24 protein-coding genes are annotated in these 23,347 nt (G+C 50.9%); 16 read left to right on the top strand and 8 right to left on the bottom strand.

Annotation, left to right across the window (positions count from 1 at the left end):
• Positions 1-185 precede the first annotated feature (185 nt).
• On the top strand, positions 186-2,384 hold the full coding sequence (locus tag Q399_RS0114720) for a thiamine pyrophosphate-dependent enzyme (protein ID WP_037046153.1): 2,199 nt from the start codon (positions 186-188) through the stop codon (positions 2,382-2,384).
• On the top strand, positions 2,381-3,382 hold the full coding sequence (locus tag Q399_RS0114715) for a malonyl CoA-ACP transacylase (protein WP_031569684.1): 1,002 nt from the start codon (positions 2,381-2,383) through the stop codon (positions 3,380-3,382). The genes Q399_RS0114720 and Q399_RS0114715 overlap by 4 nt, the downstream gene beginning before the upstream one ends.
• 168 nt (positions 3,383-3,550) lie before the next feature.
• On the opposite strand, the gene Q399_RS0114710 is transcribed toward Q399_RS0114715, so the two are convergent.
• The gene (locus Q399_RS0114710; RefSeq protein ID WP_031569683.1) at positions 3,551-4,537 is read right to left on the bottom strand and encodes an integron integrase; all 987 of its coding nucleotides are present in this window, start codon (positions 4,535-4,537) and stop codon (positions 3,551-3,553) included.
• A gap of 588 nt (positions 4,538-5,125) precedes the next feature.
• Between Q399_RS0114710 and Q399_RS0114705 the strand changes: the two genes are divergently transcribed.
• The 12 genes from Q399_RS0114705 (at position 5,126) to Q399_RS0114645 (ending at position 12,157) form a co-directional block, all read left to right on the top strand.
• Entirely contained in the window at positions 5,126-5,947 is an 822-nt protein-coding gene (locus Q399_RS0114705) for an alpha/beta fold hydrolase (RefSeq protein ID WP_031569681.1), read from the top strand.
• A gap of 416 nt (positions 5,948-6,363) precedes the next feature.
• Positions 6,364-6,879: an HNH endonuclease gene (locus Q399_RS0114700; RefSeq protein WP_157836318.1), complete on the top strand. Its 516-nt coding sequence runs from the start codon at positions 6,364-6,366 to the stop codon at positions 6,877-6,879.
• Positions 6,880-6,969: 90 nt separating this feature from the next.
• Positions 6,970-7,221 (top strand): hypothetical protein, encoded by a 252-nt coding sequence (locus Q399_RS22155; protein WP_031569677.1) that lies wholly within the window; start codon positions 6,970-6,972, stop codon positions 7,219-7,221.
• A gap of 188 nt (positions 7,222-7,409) precedes the next feature.
• Positions 7,410-7,742 (top strand): DMT family transporter, encoded by a 333-nt coding sequence (locus Q399_RS0114690; RefSeq protein WP_031569676.1) that lies wholly within the window; start codon positions 7,410-7,412, stop codon positions 7,740-7,742.
• Positions 7,743-7,891: 149 nt separating this feature from the next.
• A complete protein-coding gene (locus tag Q399_RS0114685) occupies positions 7,892-8,218 on the top strand; it encodes a hypothetical protein (protein WP_031569673.1) in 327 nt (108 codons plus the stop codon).
• A 118-nt stretch (positions 8,219-8,336) separates the two neighbouring features.
• A complete protein-coding gene (locus Q399_RS0114680) occupies positions 8,337-8,666 on the top strand; it encodes a hypothetical protein (RefSeq protein WP_031569672.1) in 330 nt (109 codons plus the stop codon).
• Between the two features lie 57 nt (positions 8,667-8,723).
• The gene (locus Q399_RS0114675; protein ID WP_031569670.1) at positions 8,724-9,332 is read left to right on the top strand and encodes a hypothetical protein; all 609 of its coding nucleotides are present in this window, start codon (positions 8,724-8,726) and stop codon (positions 9,330-9,332) included.
• A 173-nt stretch (positions 9,333-9,505) separates the two neighbouring features.
• Entirely contained in the window at positions 9,506-9,808 is a 303-nt protein-coding gene (locus Q399_RS0114670) for a hypothetical protein (protein ID WP_031569669.1), read from the top strand.
• A gap of 98 nt (positions 9,809-9,906) precedes the next feature.
• On the top strand, positions 9,907-10,296 hold the full coding sequence (locus tag Q399_RS21945) for a GFA family protein (RefSeq protein WP_084164363.1): 390 nt from the start codon (positions 9,907-9,909) through the stop codon (positions 10,294-10,296).
• 142 nt (positions 10,297-10,438) lie between these two features.
• Complete coding sequence (locus Q399_RS0114665) at positions 10,439-10,786, top strand: hypothetical protein (protein WP_031569666.1); 348 nt, start codon at positions 10,439-10,441, stop codon at positions 10,784-10,786.
• 475 nt (positions 10,787-11,261) lie between these two features.
• Entirely contained in the window at positions 11,262-11,582 is a 321-nt protein-coding gene (locus Q399_RS0114655) for a hypothetical protein (RefSeq protein ID WP_031569663.1), read from the top strand.
• Between the two features lie 371 nt (positions 11,583-11,953).
• Positions 11,954-12,157, top strand: coding sequence for a PspC domain-containing protein (locus Q399_RS0114645; RefSeq protein ID WP_031569659.1), 204 nt, complete (start codon positions 11,954-11,956; stop codon positions 12,155-12,157).
• A gap of 82 nt (positions 12,158-12,239) precedes the next feature.
• Here the strand turns inward: Q399_RS0114645 and Q399_RS0114640 are convergent, their stop codons facing one another.
• From Q399_RS0114640 to Q399_RS0114620, 5 genes are all read right to left on the bottom strand, one after another.
• Entirely contained in the window at positions 12,240-13,424 is a 1,185-nt protein-coding gene (locus Q399_RS0114640; protein ID WP_051686028.1) for a helix-turn-helix domain-containing protein, read from the bottom strand.
• Between the two features lie 188 nt (positions 13,425-13,612).
• Complete coding sequence (locus Q399_RS0114635) at positions 13,613-14,677, bottom strand: sulfate/molybdate ABC transporter ATP-binding protein (protein WP_031569655.1); 1,065 nt, start codon at positions 14,675-14,677, stop codon at positions 13,613-13,615.
• Positions 14,674-14,805 carry a hypothetical protein gene (locus Q399_RS22485; RefSeq protein ID WP_281172246.1) on the bottom strand — a complete coding sequence of 44 codons (132 nt, stop codon included), beginning with the start codon at positions 14,803-14,805 and terminating at the stop codon, positions 14,674-14,676. The genes Q399_RS0114635 and Q399_RS22485 overlap by 4 nt, the downstream gene beginning before the upstream one ends.
• Before the next feature lie 244 nt (positions 14,806-15,049).
• Positions 15,050-17,035 (bottom strand): phytase, encoded by a 1,986-nt coding sequence (locus Q399_RS0114625; RefSeq protein ID WP_031569653.1) that lies wholly within the window; start codon positions 17,033-17,035, stop codon positions 15,050-15,052.
• Between the two features lie 16 nt (positions 17,036-17,051).
• Positions 17,052-19,826, bottom strand: coding sequence for a TonB-dependent receptor (locus tag Q399_RS0114620; RefSeq protein WP_031569651.1), 2,775 nt, complete (start codon positions 19,824-19,826; stop codon positions 17,052-17,054).
• Between the two features lie 234 nt (positions 19,827-20,060).
• On the opposite strand from Q399_RS0114620, the gene Q399_RS0114615 reads away from it, so the two are divergent.
• Positions 20,061-20,951, top strand: coding sequence for a GGDEF domain-containing protein (locus Q399_RS0114615; protein ID WP_031569649.1), 891 nt, complete (start codon positions 20,061-20,063; stop codon positions 20,949-20,951).
• A complete protein-coding gene (locus tag Q399_RS0114610; protein ID WP_031569646.1) occupies positions 20,951-21,916 on the top strand; it encodes a helix-turn-helix domain-containing protein in 966 nt (321 codons plus the stop codon). The genes Q399_RS0114615 and Q399_RS0114610 overlap by 1 nt, the downstream gene beginning before the upstream one ends.
• A gap of 14 nt (positions 21,917-21,930) precedes the next feature.
• On the opposite strand, the gene Q399_RS0114605 is transcribed toward Q399_RS0114610, so the two are convergent.
• Together Q399_RS0114605 and Q399_RS0114600 are read right to left on the bottom strand one after the other, a co-directional pair.
• Complete coding sequence (locus Q399_RS0114605; RefSeq protein ID WP_031569644.1) at positions 21,931-22,137, bottom strand: hypothetical protein; 207 nt, start codon at positions 22,135-22,137, stop codon at positions 21,931-21,933.
• 112 nt (positions 22,138-22,249) lie between these two features.
• Positions 22,250-23,227, bottom strand: a complete 978-nt coding sequence (locus Q399_RS0114600) for an iron-sulfur cluster-binding domain-containing protein (RefSeq protein ID WP_157836317.1) — start codon at positions 23,225-23,227, stop codon at positions 22,250-22,252.
• Positions 23,228-23,347 lie beyond the last annotated feature (120 nt).

Below are 23,347 nucleotides of genomic sequence, written 5' to 3'. Positions count from 1 at the left end.
GTTTTGCAGAGCAAAACCCGTGCAGTCGGCAACAAGTCAGATTACTGACTTGTTGAGATCCCGACAGCACCCATGCCGCAGAGGGTCTGCTTATCCCAAACTGTGGCCCGCTTGCCGGGCAGCGGTGGCAGCATCAACAGCGGCACGCCTGAGTTGAGAATTAAAAATAAAACCAAGGACTTCCGATGAGCCAGCAAGAATTCCATCCCTGGGCTTTAAGCTACATCCAGCGCGTGCGTGATGGCCGCCTGCCAACCCCTGTCTCCAGCGCCGACCAGCTGCCAACGCCCGTACTGGCGCAAATTTTTCAGTCGATGTTACAAAGCCGGCTGCTGGATTTACGCTCCCGCTTGCTGCAGGCCAAAGGCCAGAGTTTTTACACCATAGGCTCAAGCGGCCACGAAGCCAATGCGGTGGTGGCCCATGTACTAAACCGCACCGATCCGGCGTTTTTGCACTATCGCAGTGGCGCCTTTTTTATTGAGCGCAGCAAGCAGTTAAACGGCAGCACGCCGTTGTATGACATGCTGCTGAGCTTCGCCGCCTCCAGCGAAGACCCGATCTCCGGTGGCCGCCATAAAGTGCTCGGCAGTTTGCCACTCTGTGTGCCGCCACAAACTTCGACCATTGCCTCGCATTTACCTAAAGCTGTTGCGACCGGTTTTGCCATCGATTTATCCGAGCGTTTGGGCATCGACGGCAACTGGCCGCATGGCGCTATTGCCGTTTGTAGTTTTGGTGATGCCTCGGCGAATCATTCCACCGCGCAGGGCGCGATTAATGCCGCCTGCTGGGCGGATTACCAACATGTGCCGGTGCCGGTGCTGTTTTTGTGTGAAGACAATGGCTTAGGCATTTCTACACCGACGCCGTGCGGCTGGATTGCGCATAGTTTGTCGCCGCATATGCAGACTTTTACCGCCGATTCACGCGATTTAGGCGACGTGTACAGCGCGGCGCAGGCGGCGGTCGAGTTTGTTCGCAGTAAACGCAAACCGGCGCTGCTGCATTTAAAAACCTACCGGTTGTTTGGCCACGCCGGTGCCGATGCCGAAGTGGCGTATCGGAAAAAAGAACAAATCGAAGGCGAACTGGAGCAAGACCCGCTGCTGTATGCGACTGCCTTATTGCTGAGCCGCGACGTCGAAACCACAGCACAGCTGGCGGCGCAGATTGAACATCTCGATCAGCAGATTGCCCGCGTCGCGTTTGAAGCGACACAAAGACCCAAACTGCCGGATGCGGCTTCTGTGATGAAATCGATTGTGCCGCCACCAAGTGGCAAACCAGCGCTGCCGCTGGCTGAGCGCAGCACGGCGCTTGGCTTTGACAAACATAACCTCGGCAAGCCGCAGCATATGGCGAAGCTGATTAACTGGACGCTGCACGAGATTTTCGCCCGCTACCCAACGGCGGTGATGATGGGTGAAGACGTCGGTAAAAAAGGCGGTGTCTATGGCGTGACGCAGCAACTGGTGCAGCAATATGGCCCGAACCGCGTCATTAATACGCTTTTGGATGAACAAAGTATTCTGGGCCTGGGCATTGGCGCGGCGCAACAGGGTTTATTGGCCATGCCGGAAATTCAGTTCCTGGCTTATGTGCATAACGCCGAAGACCAAATCCGCGGCGAAGCGGCAACGCTGCCGTTTTTCTCCAACGGCCAATATCAAAACCCGATGGTGGTGCGCATCGCCGGCCTGGCCTATCAGCGCGGTTTTGGTGGTCATTTCCACAATGACAATAGCTTTGCCGTATTCCGCGACATCCCGGGCCTGCTGCTGATTTGCCCGTCGAATGGCGCAGACGCCGCGTTATTGCTACGTCAGGCGGTGGATCTGGCGTATCGCGACAACCGTTTAATCGTGTTTTTAGAGCCGATTGCGCTGTATATGACACGCGATTTACATGAGCCCGGTGATAACGGCTGGACCTTTGAATTGCCAGCGCCGGATGCGGTGTTGCCGGAATTTGGTACGCCTGCGGTAGTGGAGGCGGATGCGACTGCTGCCGCTGATTTAGTCATAGTCAGCTACGCCAACGGCTTTTATCTGTCGCGCCAGGCGCAACAATTACTGGCAGCACAGGGAATTCGCGCCCGCGTGCTGGACATTCGTTATTTAGTGCCGCTGCATGCTGACAAAATTGCCGCCGCCATCGGTGATTGCCGCAAAGTGCTGATTGTTGATGAATGCCGCAAACGCGGCAGCCTTAGCGAAGAGTTGTTTACTGCGCTACACGAGCTGCAGCCAAACCACTATCACATCAGCCGGCTTTGTGCTGAAGACAGTTTTATCCCGCTTGGCGCCGCGGCTTATCACGTGTTGCCGTCAAAAGGCGCCATTGTTGAGGCAGCGTTAATGTTGCATGGAGCAGAAAAATGAGCAAAAAAACTGCCGTGGTGATTTGCCCGGGCCGGGGTACTTATCAGAAAAACGAATTTGGTTGCTTAAAACCCTTTTACGACACTGAGCTTTTAAACCAAATCGACCGGGTACGGGCGCAGCTTGGGTTAGAAACCGTGTCTGCGCTCGACAGCGCCGACAAATACTTGCCAGCTCGCCACCAATTGCCTGTTAATAACGCCGCGCTGATTTATGCTGCTGGCCTGTGCCAATTTAACGCCATAAACCCGGACGAGTACGAAGTGGTGGCTGTCACCGGCAATTCGATGGGCTGGTATACGGCGCTGAGCTGTGCCGGGGTGTGGGATGTCGACAGCGGTACTGAGATTATGTCGGCGATGGCGGGCTTAACCGCCAACTGCAAGGGCATTAATGGCGATACTGGCGGCCAGCTAATTTATCCGGTACTCAACGAATATTGGCAACCTGACGCGACGCGCTTAGCTGCCGTGGTGGCGGCGCTGAAAATCCCCGGCATGTACCGCTCGATTCAGTATGGCGGTTATGCGGTGCTGTCCGGCACTACACCAGCGGTGAAACAGGCCTTAGCGCAGTTACCGCCGGTCGACGAACGCTTCCCGATGCAACTGGCCGGCCACAGTGCCTTTCACAGCCCGCTGATGCAGGACGCGTCTGATCAAGCCCTAGCGCGCTTTTCCGCTGAGTATTTTAACCAGCCGAAACTGCCGCTGATTGACGGCCAGGGCCATATCTGGCCAGATTTACCAGTGAACCCGGAGTTGCTGCGCTACTACACTTTCCAAAGCCAGGTCAGCAGCGATTACGACTTTAAAACCGCGGTGCAAGTAGCGGTACGCGAATTTGCCCCAGACCAGCTGATTTTGCTCGGCCCCGGCACCGCACTCGGCGGCGCCGTGGCGCAAAGCCTGATTGAAATCAACTGGCACGGTTTGAGTTCCAAAGCCGACTTCACCGCTTTACAGGCCAGCGATTCACCGTTTTTACTGCAGTTGTAGTGGGGGAGCCTACGGTCTTGAACGGACCGTAGGCAGCGCGTAGGTGCCGGGTAGGTATCGGCGAGCGTTAGCGTCGCCGTACATCACATGCCGTGCCCTGTGGTTATCGCCACACGCCATCCGCCGTGGCTAGCCTGGTCATCACACGATTGCACCTACTCATCCAAATCAAACCGCCCCTCCATCCCCATGCAACAACAAACTCAACGGGCTTTTTACGGCATTGCCGCCCCGGCTTAATACATGGGTATAAATCTGCGTGGTTTTCACGTCGCTATGACCGAGCTGTTCCTGCACGGTGCGGATATCGGCACCGGATTCTAATAAGTGCGTCGCAAATGAATGTCTAAGGGTGTGGCAAGTGACGTTTTTGCCGATCTTAGCCTGAAAGGCGGCAAATTTGATCGCCTTACGCACACAAGTTTCATCAAGATGGTGGCGGCGGATAAGCTTTGATTCCGGGTCCCGACTGAGCTGATTCGATGGAAACAGGTAGTGCCAACCGAGCTGCTTGGGCGCCGCCGGATTTTTCAATGCCAGCGCATAAGGCAGCCAAACACCGCTATAAACCGGGTTTTGCAAGTCGGCATCGAGCAAGCGTTCGACATGGATGATTTGCTGGCGCAAAGCCGGGACTAGCTCACTGGCCAGCGTCACCCGCCGGTTTTTATTGCCTTTGCCTTGCCACACCATCACCGACAAATAATCAAAATCGATATCTTTCACGCGCAGTCGCACCGCTTCCATTAAGCGTAAACCACTACCGTACAGCAGCTGAGCCACCAGCTTATATTTGGGGTCGATCCAACGTAACAGTGCGCCGACTTCAACGCGGGTGAGTACCACTGGCAGTTTGGGCGGAGTTTTCGCCGCATTAAAGTTAAGTTGTAAGGAGAGCGGTTGTTGCAAGAATTCACGGTATAAAAACACCAGCGCATTCAATGCCGAGCTTTGGGTTTTAAACGCCACATGCCGTTCCACAGCCAACCAGGTTAAAAACAGTTCGACCTCAGCATTGCCGAGCTGCGACGGGTGCTGCTTTTTGTGAAACAGAATATAAAACCGGATCCAGTGCAGATAAGTTTCAATGGTGCGCTTGGCATAACGCCGGGTGCGCATATAGTCCGCAACTTGCTGTAAAAATGACGACGCCATCGCAGTTCCCTCTGCAGCGCAAAAATCTAACTGTAGAATGTAAATTTAATGTTTCAAGTTGGATCAAAGGCACCACGCACGCTTTCGGTTTTCACAAAGCGTGCAGCAGCGACGAAGAGATTGAGATCTGTAGCTTTTTTCGGTAGTGTTAACGGATGTTAAAAAACATCAAAGGCATAGCGCAGGCTTAAAACCGTGCGTTTTGCCGTTGATTAATATGTTAGCCGTTAATCGGGTTTTATAGTTTTTGGCTGGTTTAGCAGCCAACACCAGGGAGGTGGCTTTGTTCGGGCAGTTCGTTGCTCGGGTAAAGTGCAAACGGAAATTGCGTTCTCCGTTTCCCTTCTGGTAGTTTGGTGTTCACCAATTGTTTACAGGTTCCGCTCAGCGTTTTATGGCAGCAAGCTGCAAAAGTCAGCTGTTTGCGGGGTAAGTTTTAAATTTGCGCGTGCGGCGTTGTTTGGGTTTTCGTGCTCCCGTTGTTCGGGCTTTCGGCTAACACGTCGCGGCACTTGCGGCCTGCGGCCGCAGCGACGCTCACCAAGGTTCGCGCGCGTGCGCTCAACGTTATACGCACAGGAGTTGCGCTTGATTCTTCGTTTCACATTATTGTTAATTTTATTAATTGCCAATGAAGCCGTTGCGCAACCGCAGGAATCAAAAGTCTTAGTTATTGATGGCATTCAACTGGAATACATCGATTTTGGTGCAGGAAGCAAAACTTTGGTGATTGAATCCGGTATTGGAATGGGCTTGGCTTACTGGCAACCCCTGTTAGCTGACCTTTCAAAATTACACATCAGAACAGTTATATATTCTCGTGCTGGGAATGGTAAATCTCAGACTGCCAATGACGTTAGTTTAGCAGCTTCAAATAGACGACTTGAAAAACTGCTTACAGCGATTAACGTCAAAGAAAATATTATCTTACTTGGTCACTCATTTGGTGGATTGCATGTCAGAACATTTGCTGCTTCTTATCCTGAGCGGGTAAAAGGGTTACTTTTGCTCGATCCAAGCCATGAGTTGTTTGATAGTGAATTAAGTAAATACGACTCAAAATGGACGGAACGCGATAGCACGAAATTAAACGGCATGATGAATAACCAACCTGAATGGAATATTCTGCAGGGGATATATCATCGAAAAATGATTGCTGATGACAATATTGCCAATAAAATTCCTGTAGTAATAGTTACATCATCAAAATTAAATGAAAGCGATTGGTGGATTGGCCATAGTGTTCAAGGTAAAAAAATCTGGCGGAACTTGCACCAATCACTGATCCGCGATAATGCCAATTCTATCCATATGGTTACTAATAAAACTGGCCATAACGTGCCACATGAAAACAAGCTTCTGCTTTTAAGTTCTGTCAGTGCAGTAATAGAGTTGGTTAATGGCGTATAACAAGCAAATGTTATTCGCCCACGCTGCGCATGGGCTGCGACGGCAAAACGCATGCGCGTTTTGCCGCGCTAAATTTGATAGTTAGCCGTTAATCGGTTTTAAAGTTTTCGGCAGGTTTTGCAGCCAACACCAGGGAGGTGGCTTTGTTCGGGCAGTTCGTTGCTTGGGTAAAGTGCAAACGGCAATTACGTTCTCCGTTTCCCTTCTGGTAATTTGGTTTTCACCAATTATTTACAGGCTCCGCTCAGAGCTTTATGGCAGCCAAGCTGCAAAAGTCAGCCGTTTGCGGGGTAAGTTTTAAATTTGCGCATGCGGCGTTGTTTTGTTTTTAGCGTTGCCCTTATTCGGGCTTTCGGCTAACACGGCGCGGCACTTGCGGCCTACGGCCGCAGCGACGCTCACCAAGGTTCGCGCGCGTGCGCTCAACGTTAGGTACCACAGCAGTCATGGCTAAAAACACACCATCAATGGCAAAGAATATGATCAGAAGATCATTGCTTGCCGTCATTGATCCATATCCATCCAAAGCCGAAATTGATCTGCTGTGGCAGTATTTTCAATCTTCATGCGCCTACTGCGGAGTTGAGATTCCACGGGAATCACGTACAGGCCACATGGATCATGTTGTCTCGTCAGCGCTTGGCGGAAGTAACAGCATCTACAACCATGTCCTTTCCTGCTCACGCTGCAACGGCGATGAGAAAAGAGAGGAGTCATGGCAGTCTTTTCTCACACGCAAAGCAACCACTCAAACCCTACTAACAGAGCGGCACAGTCGAATTTCCCAATGGTTAGCGCAGCTACCAGCGCCCACTCCTAAAGCACAGGAAATCCAATCCCAAGTAGACGCCATAATTAGTAACGCACTAAACAACTTCGATGCAGCGGTAAAAGAGCTTAGAGTCCTACGCGCAGATGGCACCGGCACCTAACAATGCGCTCAACTGTCGCTCACTTCGTTCGCTGGACTCGCAAAAGCTACGCTTTTGCTCTCCCGTTAGCTTAATCGTTAGGGCTTCAGCATGGTTTATCTGATACTTGAAGTACGAGCTCTGGATGAAGTCGTTAAATTGCCTGGTGTTGCTATTTGGGCAGGTAGCAATGTATTAACGGAACTCAACCACAAAGAGTTGGTTGCAAAAGGCGTAAATGTTACCAGATTTAATCACCCCGTCAGCGGGGCAATCAGAAGCGAGTTGGAGGATGCAATTGAAACAATTAAAGAACATCATCCAACTGAAAGTATTTGGGTTCAATATGCAAGTCAGCCCTAACAATACGCAGCACTCGCTCCCGTTGGTCGCTGGGACGCCAACACGCTGCGCGGCTCGTCGCCCGTGTGCTACGCGTTAAATGGCCACAGCATCAAGAAAGTGCACACAACAGAAGAATATTGACAAGACTGTTTTATCTCCGAATTGAAGCTTAGAATTAAACCGCCTTCAATTTCCAGGAGTAAAAAATGAAATCATGGTTATTTTTAGGGGTTGCAATTTTTTGTGAGGTCGTAGCAACCTCATCTCTTAAAGCAAGCCAAGAATTTTCAAGGGTAATTCCTTCTATTATTGTTGTTATTGGTTATGTTGGAGCCTTTTACTTTTTATCGTTGGCACTAAGAACCATTCCTGTTGGTATTGCATATGCAATATGGGCTGGTTTAGGCATAGTAGCTGTAGCTGCTATTTCTTGGTTTGTATACGGGCAAAAATTGGATTTTCCTGCAATTATTGGTATTTCATTAATACTCTGTGGCGTAATTGTATTAAATATTTTTTCTAAATCAGTAGCTCATTAAAGCTAAAGGTAGGTTGTGCCGAGCCTGCTTCATTTAACAAGGCATTGCACCTGACGCATTGTAAGTAGCGCTTTTGCAATATCGCTGCGCGAAGTTTATCGCAACGCGCTACTTACAATCCGCAGGTGAACGCAACGTTAGGTATTACTATGGACAGCGAATCCAACATGCTTCTCAATGATATTTTGATTTGGGCCGTGCCTATACTTTGGATTTTGATCTCGATTTTCTCTTTTCTGCGCGGATTTCGTGGCTCAGCCTGCTTTATTGCTATCGCCGGTATTGCCTCCTTATTAGAGCCAATACTTTTTTACGCTGGATATTCACTTCCCACAGACTGGACAACTCACGTCGCACGCTTTCAACCGGTACAGTATGTTGCCTGGTTTGCGCAATATGTACTGCCAGTCATTGGCGTACTCGGCCTTCTCATTGGTTATCTGCTTGCCGTCAGTCATCGGGAAAAAGGGAGTTAACATGCACCTTAGTTCCCCATCCCTAACAAAGGCGGGCACGCCGCGCACTGTGTGCGCTGGACTCGCTACACTTCGTTCCGCTCGCCCGTGCCGCTGGCGTTATGTTTAAGGAGTAATCATGCACGAAGAAATTTCCCCATCATTTGTAGTCTCAATGAGAATTTGGTGGAATATTACTTGGAAAACAATAGTCTTTGGAATTCCATTCTCATTTGCTGGCGGTTTTTTTGGAGCGATGATTGGTATGATTGCTACAGGTGGAAATGACCCTTTGGTAAATATTATCGGTAGTGTTTGTTCCTGGTTGGCAGTTGTACCAATTGCGATTCTTGTAATTAAATCCAGTCTTAATGAGAATTATGGAAAATATCGAGTATCTATTTCCGAAATCCAGCCTGAGGGAAATGCTGATAGTAAAGTAGAGCCCGAGTTTAGAGTTATCACATAAAAAGCAAATGTTAATCGCCCCTCTAAGGTAGCGATGTTATTTTTTTAGGAAACATACGTGATAAGAAAAGTCTGTTTAGCTCTGTCTATTTTTGCATTCATTATGACTTGGTCAGTAAAGAGCGAAACTAAGCACGTTGAATATAAATTTGATCCTATCGGATGGAGTTTTACGTTACCAAGTTATTGGACAGCCCAAGCAGGATATGAAATTAACAGTGTTATTGAAAAATACGGACGCACTGTTGGACTTGGTGATGACTTCGAAAGTCGACTTCAGGATCAAAAAATATTTATGCTTAAGACTGATTCATCGTTTAATAGGTTTACTTCTGAAGTCATTTCAATTCCAAAAGAAATAGATGATTTTGAACGAGTAGCGTGGGATTATAAAGAGCATCTATCAAGTCAGATGATGCTGCTTTCATCTAATACAGAAGTTGAAGCAAGTTTCATTCGGAATGTTTACATAGATAAAATTGAATTTAAGATGTTTGAAGTTTATTTCAGACCAGATCGAAATAAAAAGCAAATTTTCTATATGCAGGTATATATGGGCTATTTTAATAAAAAAGCTCTTGCAGTCAGCTATACATGCATAAAAGGGAGTTTTGAGTGTGAGGTAGTTAAAAAATCTATTGAAGAATCAAAGTTTAAAAAAAATTAAAGAGTCGTTGAGCAGGGTAGAATTTTATTTTCGATTTTTTCTAAGATCTTAGCGAGGCGAGCAATTGTTTACTACAAAAACACATAACAAACCGCGGCATTCAGGGCCTTCAGCCCTGCGACGCTCACAAGTTCGCGCGCATGCGCGGACAGTTATAAGCCAAGGAGCACGGCTTGAGTTTTGATAAATTACCGCTGCATGATGCCGTGTTAAAAACAATAGTTGTCGATTGGAGCAGTGCTGAGATCATATTGTCTGTGTCTGCATTTGTAATTAAAGGCGAGGCGGCAGTCCATTATTTATTAAGTTTTTCATCAGTCACTATGTTTGAATGCTCTCGGTTCAACGAGTGGGGGGCATCTAACTCAATCTTAGATGCAAAGGCATCGGGCACAGAGTTTACTATTCAAATGCAAAGTGGTGATGTCATAAAAATCAAGGCTGCAAGCTATGTGTTTCAATCTGGCACCTTATAACAAGCCGCGTCATTTGCAGCCTTCGGCTGCAGCGACGCTCACAAGTTCGCGCGCATGCGCGGGTCGTTATACCGCTTGTTCATCTTAGAGGATGTTTCATGGAAGGAAGTTGTAACTGTAAGAGTGTTCAATTTAGTTCATCGTATGAGATCAGAGCTATCGTTAATTGTCACTGTAATCTTTGCCGCAAAATGAATGGAAGTGCATTTTCATCATACGTAGTTGTTGCAGAAGAAGGCTTTATTTTAAAGAGTGGTGTATTGAAAGCAGTGCAAGTATCAGAAAACGCATCCAAAAGTTTCTGCGATAATTGCGGTACTCCAATATATAATCAAAATCCTAAACTTGCTGGCCTAAAAATTTTATATTTGGGTTCAATAGACAACGCTCCGAATCTTAAACCTGCAATCAATATTTATTGTGAGTCACAACTTCAGTGGGTTAATCAAATCGCTACATTACCCAACTTTGAGCAAGGTGTGGTGTAGCGGTATAACAAACCGCTGTAGACGCAAGCGGAGCTTGCTTGGACAAAAACACGTGGGCTGTCCTCGCTTCGCTCGATATTATAGCCCACGTATTTTTGCCCCTAAGCGGGGCGTTAGCCACACCTCAAACAAGGATGTATAGATGAAATTCCTAAGTAAATATTTAATAGTCACTTCTGTGGTTTTCCACATATTGCTGTTGGCATCACTTTATTGGGTTCTGCCGTATTACAACTATATGCAAGACACAGTTAAAACGAATATGGACTCATATAAACAAGAAAATTACGCAGTAGTAAAAAACGTAACAGAAATGAGCCGCAACGGATTAAAGTACAGAGGTTATTTAGTGAGCATGGATGGTCAAGATTTATATGTACAAGGAACTGGTGATGACAGTATTGAAGTAAACGAAGAAGTGAAGATTTTAATAAATGTTCACCCCTTTAAAGACCTGCAAACATTAACAGTAATTGCTGTTAAGAAGTAAACATGGCTAACAAACGTAGGCACTGGGCCAAATTTTCCGCTGCGCTCCAATTTTGCCCGTGCTGCGGATGCTAGCTGCATGATGGTTCAAGCTCGGAGGCAAATGCAGAATGAAAAGGGACGGTAAAGTATTTTTAGTTGTTGCTGTACTCCTCAGTATTATCAACTTTATTGATTTCATTTTTTACGGTCAAAAAATTGGATTTCTGGCATTAGCTATAGGGTTTTCATTAATGGCATTTGGCACTTATAGAGATCGAAATAACGCATCGTTATTCGGTGCTGTAATTGTTATTTTTGGATTCACTGCCAAGTGGTTTCTTGATTATGATTTACTCTAAAACTGTTTTTTTATGTATTCGGCATACTTAAATGCAGCTAAAAATCGTCATAAAAAACGCGCCTTTGGCCGCTGGACTCGCAACAATTTACTCGCCGTTTAGGCGATAGTTATAAAACAACAGGGAATATGTATCGTGGAAGTTATTGCCAAAAAAATATCTAAAAAATCACTTTTTAAGATTCTTTTTATTGGTTTCACAACGGGGTTAACTATATTTTCTCTTTTATGTGGTATTGCAGCAATATTTGGAGCTGAAACAATTCAATGGAATGGAATTTATCGGACCGGTATCGAAGGTCTGATCTATAGTATTTTCATGGGGCCAGTGCTTGGGATTGTATTTTCCTGTGTAATATGGTTGTTTATAGTTCCAGGGTTATGGATTTATTCATTCTTCCAACCGCTCAAAGTATCTTTTAAGAGCACTGTAAATGAGCACTCAAAAATTGTATAAAATTTGCTGTTAATCGCCCCTGCAGGACTGGTACGTCTAACGCGTCGCGTTGCCCACCCCCAAATTATAGTTAATTGGATAGTATGAGATGAACAAGGATGTGAAGTCTAAAAAAACTGATGAATTTTCTTATGTAGCAATGGTAGTCTCATTCACACTTGCTTTTTATATCAAAAAAGTGGTGGAAGATATTTTTACTAGTTTACAAGAATTGTCGTTGCTGATGGATCTAGGTTTTTTTCTGACAATATTTATCCCGTTATATTATTTAATCTCCAAAGTTACTGAGTGGTTTTATTCATACATAAATGATTTTAATCGCTGACAACGCGCAGCCTGGCCGCACCAGTGTTTCACAAGAAGGAATTTATATGGAATTAACTGAAACAAAAAAACTGACCCTTGGTAAGTCCTTTATTGCAGGCGGTGTTTGTGCTGGTTTAGCCAGCTATTTCGGCTTAAAGAAAGGCGGTGTGCAAGCCTGCTTTTTACTGGGCAGTGTGTTTTTTGGCAGCACTATTGTTATTTATCTGGTGCTGTGGTTGTTGATGCCCAAGGACAAATCCTTGTCTTAAACAGCTGAGCGCTCAGAGCGGGTGCTATGGTTTCTGGCTGATGTGACTGTTGGCGACATTGACGAGGACAGTCTGCAATTTTTTATACCGAACCGCCGCAAGGGCTGTGATGCGGCGACAACAGCGTGGCTGTTGCACGTTGTTTCAGCCGATATTCGTGCGGCGTGTCGCCGGTCTGGGCTTTAAAGGCACGGCTAAAAGGGCCGACCGAAGCAAAACCACTTTCCAGTCCTATTACTAATACCGGCCACTGTTGTTTGTCGGGATCGGTCAACAGTGATTTGGCGTGCTCTATCCGTAACGTGTTGATGAAGCAATTAAAATTGCTGGCCTGAAACTGATTGCGTATCAGCCGGCTGACACGGTATTCCGGCACCTGCAGCTGCTGCGCAACATCGGTCAGGCGTAAATTGGCTTGCAGATAAAGTTTGTCAAGATACAGCAGCTGCTGCAGTTGTACAGCCAGTGCCAATTCGGCCTGACTCAGCGCAGTTGAGGCGTTGCAGCTCGATTCCGTTAGCAGGTCCGCTTGAGTCTGCAGTGCTGGCGGCATGGCGTTTGATATAGCCAGCTGTTGATCTGCAGGCTTTGCCGCCCCGGTTGAGCCCCGGGTTGGCGCGGCAAAGCGCTGGTGGATCAACCATTGAGTCATCAACAGAATAGCCAGTGCAGCCCCGGCACTTAACACTTCCATTGGCACCGCCGCACCCTGCGCCGGCAGCCAGATTTTGGCGATCACGGCGCAAACGACCACCGCACTGCCAAAAGTTGCCAGAAACAGCCGGCGTTGCCAGCGCTCAAAGCCCTGGGTTTGTGTGTAGCCACGACAGGCTTCCCTGGCGGTCAGCATCAGCACCGCGGATGACAGTAAATTCAGCAGTTCGTTAAAAATGATGCGGCTGGAAGTGAAAAGCGGCTGTCCGGCCGGCCACAGCTGCTGTAGCAACGACAAGCCCTGCGACGCCATGATCAGCAGCGCAATAGTGCCGGCCACCAATATATGCTGCCAGCTGATGGCATCGCTGTTGCGAAACAACGCGCGCGACAACAACCAATAGCCGTTGCAGGTCATGCACACGCCCATCCCGAGCAGATACTGATAAAAACCAAGTTCGGCACCGCCCAGCCGTTTCAGTGCCATCAGGCACAATGAGCCACAAAACGCCGCAAACAGCAGATGCACCAGCTGTTTTTTACGCACCAGTAACTGGCTGCAAAGCAGGGCAAAACTGACAACGAGTAGCAGCAGATGGATGCTTTGGTACATAAGGCAGGGTCCTGACCGGGCAGAGTGCTGATGGTAACAGCTGAATTTGCTGGCGGTCAAAGCAACAGGGCGGCAATACAGCGGCGCGACTGTTACAAAAAGTAACGACGGTTTTGCCGCTGCGGCGCCGCGCCAGCGGGCAAAACCGGTTCATGGTAGCTATTGCAGATTTTTGCTCTGCGCAGAAATTAAATACCTTCGCCCAAAAACACCCGGCTGTAGCGCGGTTTTAACCAGGTGTGCTGGCCGACGGATAAACCGAGCTGTTTAAAGCGGGTTTTGTCCAGTTCGACATGGATAATTTGGTCGGCTTGTTGCGATTGCAGTTCGAGCCGCACTGTGGGGCCGACCACAGTAATAAGCTCGAGCCGCGCGGCGATGGCGTCTTCTTCTTTATCATGCAACACGTCGATTTCATGCGGGCGCACATAAGCGAGGCCCAGTTGCTCCAGTTGCGCGGCTTCAGCCGGCAGGTCGGCGCTGCTGGGCTGTACCAGTTTATCGCCGTCGCGCACCCGGGCGTGAAACAGGTTCACTGTGCCTAAAAATTCGTAAACAAACGGATTGGCCGGATGGTCGTAGACTTGTTCCGGCGTGCCGTCTTGCTCAACCCGGCCTTTGTTCATCACGACAATGCGGTCGGCGACTTCCAGCGCTTCTTCCTGGTCGTGGGTGACAAATACCGAAGTGACATGGATTTCGTCATGCAGCCGGCGCAGCCAGCGGCGCAATTCGGCGCGTACTTTGGCATCTAATGCGCCAAAAGGCTCGTCCAGCAACAACACTTTCGGTTCGACCGCTAAAGCACGGGCTAACGCGATGCGCTGGCGCTGACCACCGGATAACTGCGATGGATAACGGTCTGCCGTCCAGTCCAGTTGCACCAGTTCCAGCAGTTTTTGTACTTTTTTCTGAATTTCAGCGTTGGACGGGCGGAATTTTTTCGGCTTGACGCTAAGACCAAAGCCGACGTTTTCTGCCACTGTCATATGTTTAAACAAAGCATAATGCTGAAACACAAAACCGACGCCGCGTTCGCTGACATGGTGGTCGCTGATATCTTCGCCGTTAAACAGAATACTGCCGCTGTCGGATTGTTCGAGGCCAGCGATCAGGCGCAACAGCGTGGTTTTACCTGAGCCGGAGGGGCCCAGTAATGCTGTCAGTTCACCGCTTTGGATTGACAGGCTGACATTGTCCACAGCTTTAAAATCGCCGAAATTCTTCCGCAGTTGCCGGACTTCAATACTCATAATGACTCTGCCACAGAAGAGTTGTCAGAACGGACAGCCGCCTGCCAGGGCCCAAGTTCAGCGCGGATTAACGCCTGTTGCAGCCATAAGCTGTAGCGTTGCCAGCGGGTCAATCGGGTCTGTTGCATCTGCGCCTCCGTTTAGACATCTATATGCCTAATATCTAAGAGCCTGCATTAAAACAGAGCGGCTTAATAACCTTAAATACTTTTTCGGAGCAGGATATAACTGAAAAGTTATATGAGGGGTTTTGGTGGTGAGATAGGAATGTTACGTGACGTACGGCGGCGCTTTGCTTGCCGATACCTACGCTCTTATCGGGGCAGTAGGTATGTGCAAGCGTAAGCGTCGCCGTACGACAGCGGTTGACAATTACCGTTTTAACACCGCTTCCAGCTGCTGTAATGGCACCAGCTTCAGGTTTTGACCGGCTTCCGGCATCCGGTTACGACCGTCTTGAATGGCGATGGCGCCAAACGGAAAGGCCGGGCCCAGACTTTTCACTGTGAGATCCAGGCCGTCAGTTTCTGAGCTGCCGTCGATACCCAATACCGGATTGGTGCCAACCCGAAAGCGCTGCACAAAAGCATACGGCGGCGTGGCCTGATACAGCACATAACTGTCATTGCCCTGGCTGGAGATCAGCAGCAAGGGTTGGGATTGTGTCTTAAAAGTGCCGGCCGGTAATAGCGCCATGCCTTCTACGTCTGCCACCAGCGGGCCTTCAGCTTCGTTGGCGCTGATCACCAGCTGCCCGGTCACCGCAGCAGTTGCATCCGCGGCAAAAGTCCAGACGCCAACATCTTCTTCACCAACATAAAGCTGATGGTTTTGATCGTCAGCGACACAACCTTCCGGCTGCGATGGCACTTTGAGCGAGCGTACCCGCTGACCTTGCCATTGATTGCCGTCAGAACTTAAGCGGAACTGATCGATGCGGCCGCTTTTGTCATTGACAAAGGCATAGATTTCACCGGTTGTGGGTTGATACAGACACATGCCATAAATATCCGGCAGCGCGGTCTGGATTTGGCCGGCGTCGTGTAACACGCCAGCGGCATCAATGGCAAATAGCTGCAGACTGTTATTGTTGCGCAGGCTCGCTACCGCGATATCGTGAGGTTTGCCCTGCCAGCGCAAGCCATAGCGCACATCGACATTGTTCAGCCGGCCGACCGGTAGCTGCTGCACCCGTTCCCCTTGCAAGTTATACACTTCAAGGCCGGAACGTTTATCGGTCGCCAGAATGCGGCTGCTCGCCGGATTGGTGGCGTTATGCCAAAACGCCGGGTCGTCGATGACATCGCCGCGGGTGGCGGTTGACGCGGTTTCCAGTGTGGCCTGCAGCTGCGGAAAAACGATAGCTGTTGCAGTTTGTTGCGGCTGTAACTTGATCGGTAAAGTCGCGCTTAGCAGCGGTTGCACGTCGAGCAAATGCGCCGGCTCGGCAGCGAATTGCAGGGAAATGCCCTGGTTGTTTCCCTGTGTAGCCATGCTTTGCATTGACATACTCTGCAGAGAAAGCTCCGTCGGCAGCTGGTACACCGTCGCACTGAAACTATCATCTGCGGCAGGGGTAAAGCGCAGCAAGCGAGCCGGTTCTGCTTCCAGTGCCAGCAACTGACCATCGGGTAATAACTGCAGCGCGCTGATTTCGCCGGCAATGGCACCAAAAGGCTGACGCGCCTGCATCAGCGTGCCGGCTTCGTCCGATTCTGCTTCGGCATTAAAGCGCCATAAACCCTGCGGCTCGCTGACATACAGCACGCCTTTACTGCTATCTACTGCGCAAGATTTGGCGTCATACGGCAGGTTCAGCACGCGCATCGGCAGCGGCTGTGGCAGCCACTGGTCTTGCTGTTGTAACAGCAGCTGGTCGGCACCACCACGGTCACCGATGACAAATAGGCTAAGCTGCTGATTTTCTTTGCTTTGATAAAAGCACAAGTCCTCGGCAACGCGACTGGTCAAGGTGTAATTGAAGCGCGGTGTGAGTGTGTCGGCCTGATACTGCCACAACCATAACTGCTGGGTTTCTTTATCCACCGCGCTGATAAATAACTGGTCAGCTTGTGGTTGCAGCAGCGTCAGTCGTTCAAAACGGCCGGCAGCGCTTGCCAGCACTTTGCCAGCCGCGTCCAGTACTTGCAGCGCATTGGCGTCTGTGCGCAGCTGTAATGTCTGGCCCGCGACAATGGCTTTGGCGCTATAAGTGCCACTGATCGCCAGTTGCTGCAACGCAAGCGGGCTGGCTGCGCTGTGACTGACATCGGCAATTTTCGCCTGCTGCTGACAGCCGGAAAGATTCATTAGCGCAGCGCAGCTGAGCATAGAGAATGGTAAGACAGGATATTTCATCTGATAGGCTCCCGTCTTAGTGGCTGATTTGCAGGCCAAGCGCAAAGCTGCGGCCGTACTGTTCATATTGGAAATTGGCATTGCGCTGTCCGGTATAGGCGTAATACGGCTCGTCATTGAGGTTGACGATGTTGAAGTACAGCTGCACTGAGTCTGACCACTGATATTTACTGGAAAAATCCAACTGCAGATGGTCGTCGGCAAAAACGTCATAGGCCGCGTCATCGAGCGCACCAACTTCGGCTAAATAGGCTGATTTATAGTTGGCGGCAAGGCGCAGACTGAGGGCTTCAGTTTCATAGCCAATCGCAATATTGGCGGTGCGATCAGACTGGCTTGGCAGTGTAATGTCACGCTGTTGCCATTGGCCGTCATCGAGATACCCCAGGCTGGCATCCGAGCGGGTTAGCGTCAGGTTGGCCGACAGCAGCATCCGGTCCAGCCAGTTACCAAAACCAGACAACTGATGCACGGCATTGAGTTCAATCCCGCTTAAAGTTGCTTTGTCGCCATTGCGATAGGTCTCTGCGACGGCAAAATTCTCATAACCGGCGCTGCCTGCAAGGTCGGCCTGATAGATAAAATGCTGAATATCTTTATAAAACACCATGGCAGATAACACGCCAAGGCCGTCGGCATAATATTCAATCCCGAGGTCGAGGTTATCTGAGGTCAGCGATTTTAATTCCGGATTGCCAAAGCTCGCTTCCAGTTCACCGTCGTCTTCTTCCAGCAGATAAGCCGGCGCGAGCTGGGCAAAGTTCGGCCGCACCAATGAACGGCTATACGAGGCGCGAATTTGCGCGTTTTCATTGAGCTGATAACGGCTGATCAGCGCCGGCAACCAGTCGCCATGGCTGGTGTCGGCGTTGGTCGCGGTGAAGGTATCCTGTTCACCGTCATAACGGATGCCGCTGCTGTCACGTTGTTCATGCTCATAACGTGCGCCGGCGACTAAATGCCACAGGTCGCCTTCCCATTGCGCCATCAGGTAAGCGGCAGTTAACTGTTCGTCGGCTTTGAAGTTATTGATGGCGGATTCAACGTCGTCGATATAATCATTTCTATCTAAGCTATTGACCAAGCTATAAATATTGGCTGCATTGATTGCAGGGCCAAAGCGGGTAGGGGCAAAGTCGACGCTGCTGTTACTGTACTGGCTCAGGCTCAATGCTTGAACACCAGCATCGGCGAAATCTTCAAAAGCCCACACCGTTTCACGGGCCGTTTTTTCGCGCTGACTGATTTTCAGCCCGGTTTTCAGCTGCCAGACGCCTTCAGCAGCGATAAACTCGCGGCTCAAATCAGCCCGCAGATTGTGCTCCTGCTCTTTAGTGTAGGTTTCGCCCATTTCGACTTCGTCGATGCTGAAACCGTCGGCCAGATAAGCTGCATCCGGTGCAATCAGTTGCAACATGTCGCCGCCCTGAAAACCCAAACCGGTTTTGAACTTCTGGGTGAACGCTGCACCGGCAATATTAAACGGTGTATCTTCATCAGCCTGACTGCTGCCGGCTTCCAGTTGCCACTCATAAGCACCTTGTTGCTGTTTGGTGCCGAGCACCACAGCGCTGATACTCTGTTGTTCTTCGCGTTGTTTCAGCTCGCGTACCAGTTTGCCTTTGCCGGTTGCGCCGGCCAGTTGGGCACTGTCGAACTCGGTAATTAGCGCTTGCCGGCTTTCGTCGTCAGTAAAACGGCTGTACAAAGTGCGGACATAGTATTCAGTCAGACTGTCGGGCCTGTAGTCGGCGTTGAGCGCCAGACCTAAGCGTTCGCGACTGATTTGATAATCGCGTTGTTCAAACTCTTCCAGTGCCGCTTTGCCATCAGCGAAATCCCATTTGCCGCCGGTTTCGCTGTTGTCGGAGCCAAATTTACGTTTGGCCAGACTTGCGGCAAAGGCGATGCCGAGGCTGTCGCTGTTATCACCGATATCAAACAGCCGGGTGGCGACGCCGGAGATTTTCGGGCTTTGTTTGTCGACCAGGCTGTTGTGGCCGGCTTCCGCGGTAAAGCTGTAGAAGTCGTTACTGCGGTCAAACGCCGATAAGCTCTTAATTTCAATAGTGCCGCCTAAAGAACCGGCCGGCATATCCGGCGTCAGGGTTTTGCTGACTTCGACGGATTCGAGTAAATCAGACGGGATCACATCAAGCGCCACCGCGCGCCGGCCGGCTTCGGGCGCTGCCAGCGAAGTACCGTTGTAGGTCACGGCGTTGTAATCTGGTGCCAGACCACGCACCCGGACAAAACGGCCTTCGCCCTGATCGCGTTCGACCGATACACCAGCCAGGCGCTGCAAGGCTTCACTGGCATTGCTGTCCGGGAACTGACCCATTTCATCGGTGCTTGCGACTGTGACGATGCCGGCGGCGTTGCGCTGACGGCTTAATGCTTTACTGACGGCGCCGGACTGGCCTGTCACTTCCACGTGCTCCAGGCTGTTATCAACCGCACGTAGTTTGATATCGCCGAGCTGCAGCGGGTCGGCGGCGATGATCACCGCTTGCTCAGCGAGCGCAGCGCCGACATAACGCACCTGCAGTGTGTAGCTACCTGCCGGCAGTTTCGGAAAGACAAAACGGCCATCGGCGGCGGTGGTGCGGCTTAGATTCAGTTCACGGATCACCACTTCAGCACCGGGTAACAGGCGCTGTTGGTTGTCGGTGATTCGGCCGCTTAATGCGGCGTCTGCCCATACGGGGAAAGCAGTGGTTGCGCTAACACAAAGGCTAAGCCAGATCGCCCGGCTCAGTCGGTTTGGATGCAATAAAGGTTGAGGTTTCATAACGGTTTCCAGAGCTGAAGGTCAATTTTCTAACAGCTATTGTGCGAAGGCTGTGTGACAGCCACGCGGCCAAAAAACCGATGTGCTGTTCCCGGCGGACCCGGGTCTTTGCAGCACAAGCCTGGGCCTGATTTGTCATCCGGTTGTCACGGCACTGTCACAGGGCCTGCTGACAATCGGAGGATTAAGATGCAGTGGTTCAGCGCTGGCAAAGTGGCGCAAAGGGCAGAGTAAATGTGGCGATATCACCGGCAAAAACTGAGTGTCTGTCTGCTGCTGTTGCTGGCAGTGTTGGTGCTGGCATTTCAGCAAGGGGATCTTAAAGCTTATAGTGTCCGCGACAGCGTCGACAGCCTGGGTGAAGCCGTCACGCTGGCAGTTTGTGGCGCCTGGCTCAGCCTGATTATCAGCAGCAGGCCTGTGGGGCGTATCACCAACTATCTGTTTTTCGGCAGTTTCTTGCTGTTGTTTTCGGCGACTTTAGATGTGGCCGATGAATTTCTCGATTATCCGCCAGAGCAGCGCCTGCTGAGCTGGCTGGAGTCTTTTCCGGCGCCGGTTGGCATGGTGCTGCTGACCATTGGCCTCTATGGCTGGCATCGCGAACAACAAGTCATCAGCCGGCAGTTACAGGGGCGCGAGGGTTTTTTACGTGACCATCAGCTGATTGACCCGCTGACCCAGCTTTATGGCCCGGTATATTTACACGCAGTGCTGAACCGGGAAATTAAGCTGCGCCGGCCTGGGCAGACCTTGTCACTGTTGCTACTTGATATTCAGGGTTTTGCCGCCTACAACCGCCATTTTGGTGTCGAGGCCGGGGACGCGTTACTGCAGCGCCTGGCGATTTGGTTTGCCGGCCAGTTGCGGCCACAAGATGTGATATGCCGCTACAGCGGCGATTGTTTTGTGCTGTTGCTGCCGGACACTCCATCGGGGAGCGCCGAGCTGCTGGCACAGCATTTACAAAGCCAGTTGCAGCATATCTGCACTGATCCATTGACGCTGCAGACTGTGGTTCAGCAGGTGCAGGAGCAGAGTGCTGCAGCAGCACTACAACAGCTTGAGCTGGCGCTGGGACAGGCCAAAGCGCAATCTTTTACGCTTGCAAAGGAATGGTACTGATGCGTCGGCCGGGTGGATTTCAGGACAAACAACTACTGGTAGCGCATGGCGTGCCTGAGCTGCTGCAGGCAGCCGCGCGCCGCGGTATGCCGCCTCACAAGTTACTGGCCGGCACTACTTTGTTTGAAACCGACCTGCAAAAACCGCAATTTCGCATGCACGCCGGCGCGCTGCAGCGCCTGCTGTGTAATCTCAATAAAATACCCAGCCCGGAATTGCCGGCTGTGATCGCGCAGGCGATTCTACTGAATCCGCAGATCCCGGTCTGCCGTCTGATCCTCTCGGCACCGACGCTCGGCAAAGCCTTGCGTTATCTGTGGTTTTATCGCCAGCAATTGTGGCCATTGTGTCTGCCAGTGCTGCAATGGCAAGGCGCGACGCTGCGGCTGACCCTGTTACCGGCGGTCGGGATGGGGGCTGCGCAGGCACTGGCGATTGCGCTTTGCCAGCAGTTTTTGCTGGCATTATGTGCTGCACGTCAGGTGGTTGCAGTGGGGACGTGGAACTCAGCACAAGGTTCAGCATCGTTGTTATTACAGCTGACTTCAGCGCAATTAGCCCAGCGGCTGCCGATGGGGCAAGTCGCTGCACAAGGCGCAGAGTGCCGGCACTGGCGGCAGATCTGTTGTCAGCAGGCGAAGTTGTTACCGCGTCAGCCCGGTTTGCTGGAATGGTTAAACCGGCAGCAACTTCTTCGGTTACCCACTTGGCTAAGCCAGGATGAAGCTGCATCTCTGTTGCAGATGCATCCGGCGGCGCTGAAAAGACTGCTGGCAGAACAAGATTGCAGTTTTAGCCAATGGCAGGATCGGCTGCGTAATCAGCTGGCGCTGTGCTGGTTGTCTCAACCGGAATTGTCGAACCGGCAACTGGCGGCCCGGCTTGGCTATTCGGATGAACATAATTTTCGCCGGGCGGTGAAACGCTGGACTGGTCTATTGCCCAGCGCTTTTCGGCCCGGCTGACAGGCTGAGCAGTCTTAGCCGCGCTGCGGATGGTGACTGACGAATTCCTGGTCCGGCAGTTTGGCCGACAAGTCGCCAAACTCGGCCAATAAAGCGGCGATCTCCCGTTCGGTAAAACCAACCCGGTCAAAATGACTGGCCAATTCTTCCATGCTGGCACCTTTGGCGAGCATGCGTTGACCGGTTTGCAGATGAATATTGCGGACAAAATCTGAAGTCATAATCAATTCCTGCATTGTGAAAGCGTTGCAGGGCGCATCATGCCGGCTGAACAAGTCAGCCAAATGACAACTTTTTTACAAATCGACCAACAGGCGCTGACACGGGATAAAGTCAGTCGGCCAACACCAATGCAGTTTTGGCCTGGATACAGCAGGTTAGTACTTCGCCGCTGTGAAGCGGTGCCGCCGGGTCCAGCATCTGGATCACCTCTCCCTGGATCAGGCGTTTTTTGCATAAGCCGCAGGAACCACCCCGGCAGTCGGAAGGAATGCAGGCGCCTGCGCTGTTCAGTGCATCCAGTACTGAACTGAAACCGGCTGCACTGGCTTGAATGTCACGATACCGGATGCTGAGTTCCTGCTGGCTGGCAGCCGCCGCAAACAGTTCAGCTTGCAGGGTTTTACCGGCGAGCGCCAGGTCCTGTTTCAGCTGGGCTGTCATCTGTGCGGCCGCGCAGCAGTAATAATCTCCCTGATAGCCGCAGAGTTGTAGCAGACGGCCGGCATTAATATGGCCGGTTTCACCGCTCCAGCTTGCATCTGGTTGCGAAAGGACCGGGATAAAACGTAAATGCGCCAAGCGGCTAAGCCAGCGCTGAAACAACAGATCGGCCTCAGTCCGGGCCTGATACACCAGCGTGACAGGGCGGCGCTGTCGCAGTCCCTGCAGGGCCATGGCCAGCATAGGGGTTATACCGACACCTGCTGCAACCAGCACCAGCGGTCTGCGACTGCGGGTTAGCACAAAATGGCCTTTTGGCTGACTGCTTTGTAGCAAATCACCGGCCTGAACAGTGTCGAACAGCTGACTACTCAGGCGTCCGCCGGTTTCGGCTTTAATCACCAGCCGGTAAAAATGACTGTGCCGGCAATCCTGCGCCAGCGAATAGGCCCGGCTGACAGGTTGCCCGGCAGCATCAGTGCCAAACAGCTGAATATGCTGACCGGCGCGGGCCGGCGGCAGCTTCTGGCCATCAGCGGCGACCAGCGTCAGCTGCAGATATCTGCGCTGCCGGCGCACACGGCTGACACGCAAGTGGAGCGAAGGCTGATGCAACTGTTGCTCGCGGCGGTGTTGAATAGCTTGCACAGACCAGCGCACCAAATGGATGGCAGGAAGCAGAAAAAAACACAATAGGGCAATCAGAACTAACAAGTGGCACAGTTCCGCATGTTTCGGGATGCGGCATTATATAAGATATATCCACAA

Source organism: Rheinheimera texasensis DSM 17496 (genome assembly GCF_000711985.1).
Classification (GTDB): Bacteria; Pseudomonadota; Gammaproteobacteria; order Enterobacterales; family Alteromonadaceae; genus Pararheinheimera; species Pararheinheimera texasensis.
The sequence above is the reverse complement of the archived record's forward strand: the minus strand, read 5'-3'. Positions and strand labels throughout refer to the sequence as shown.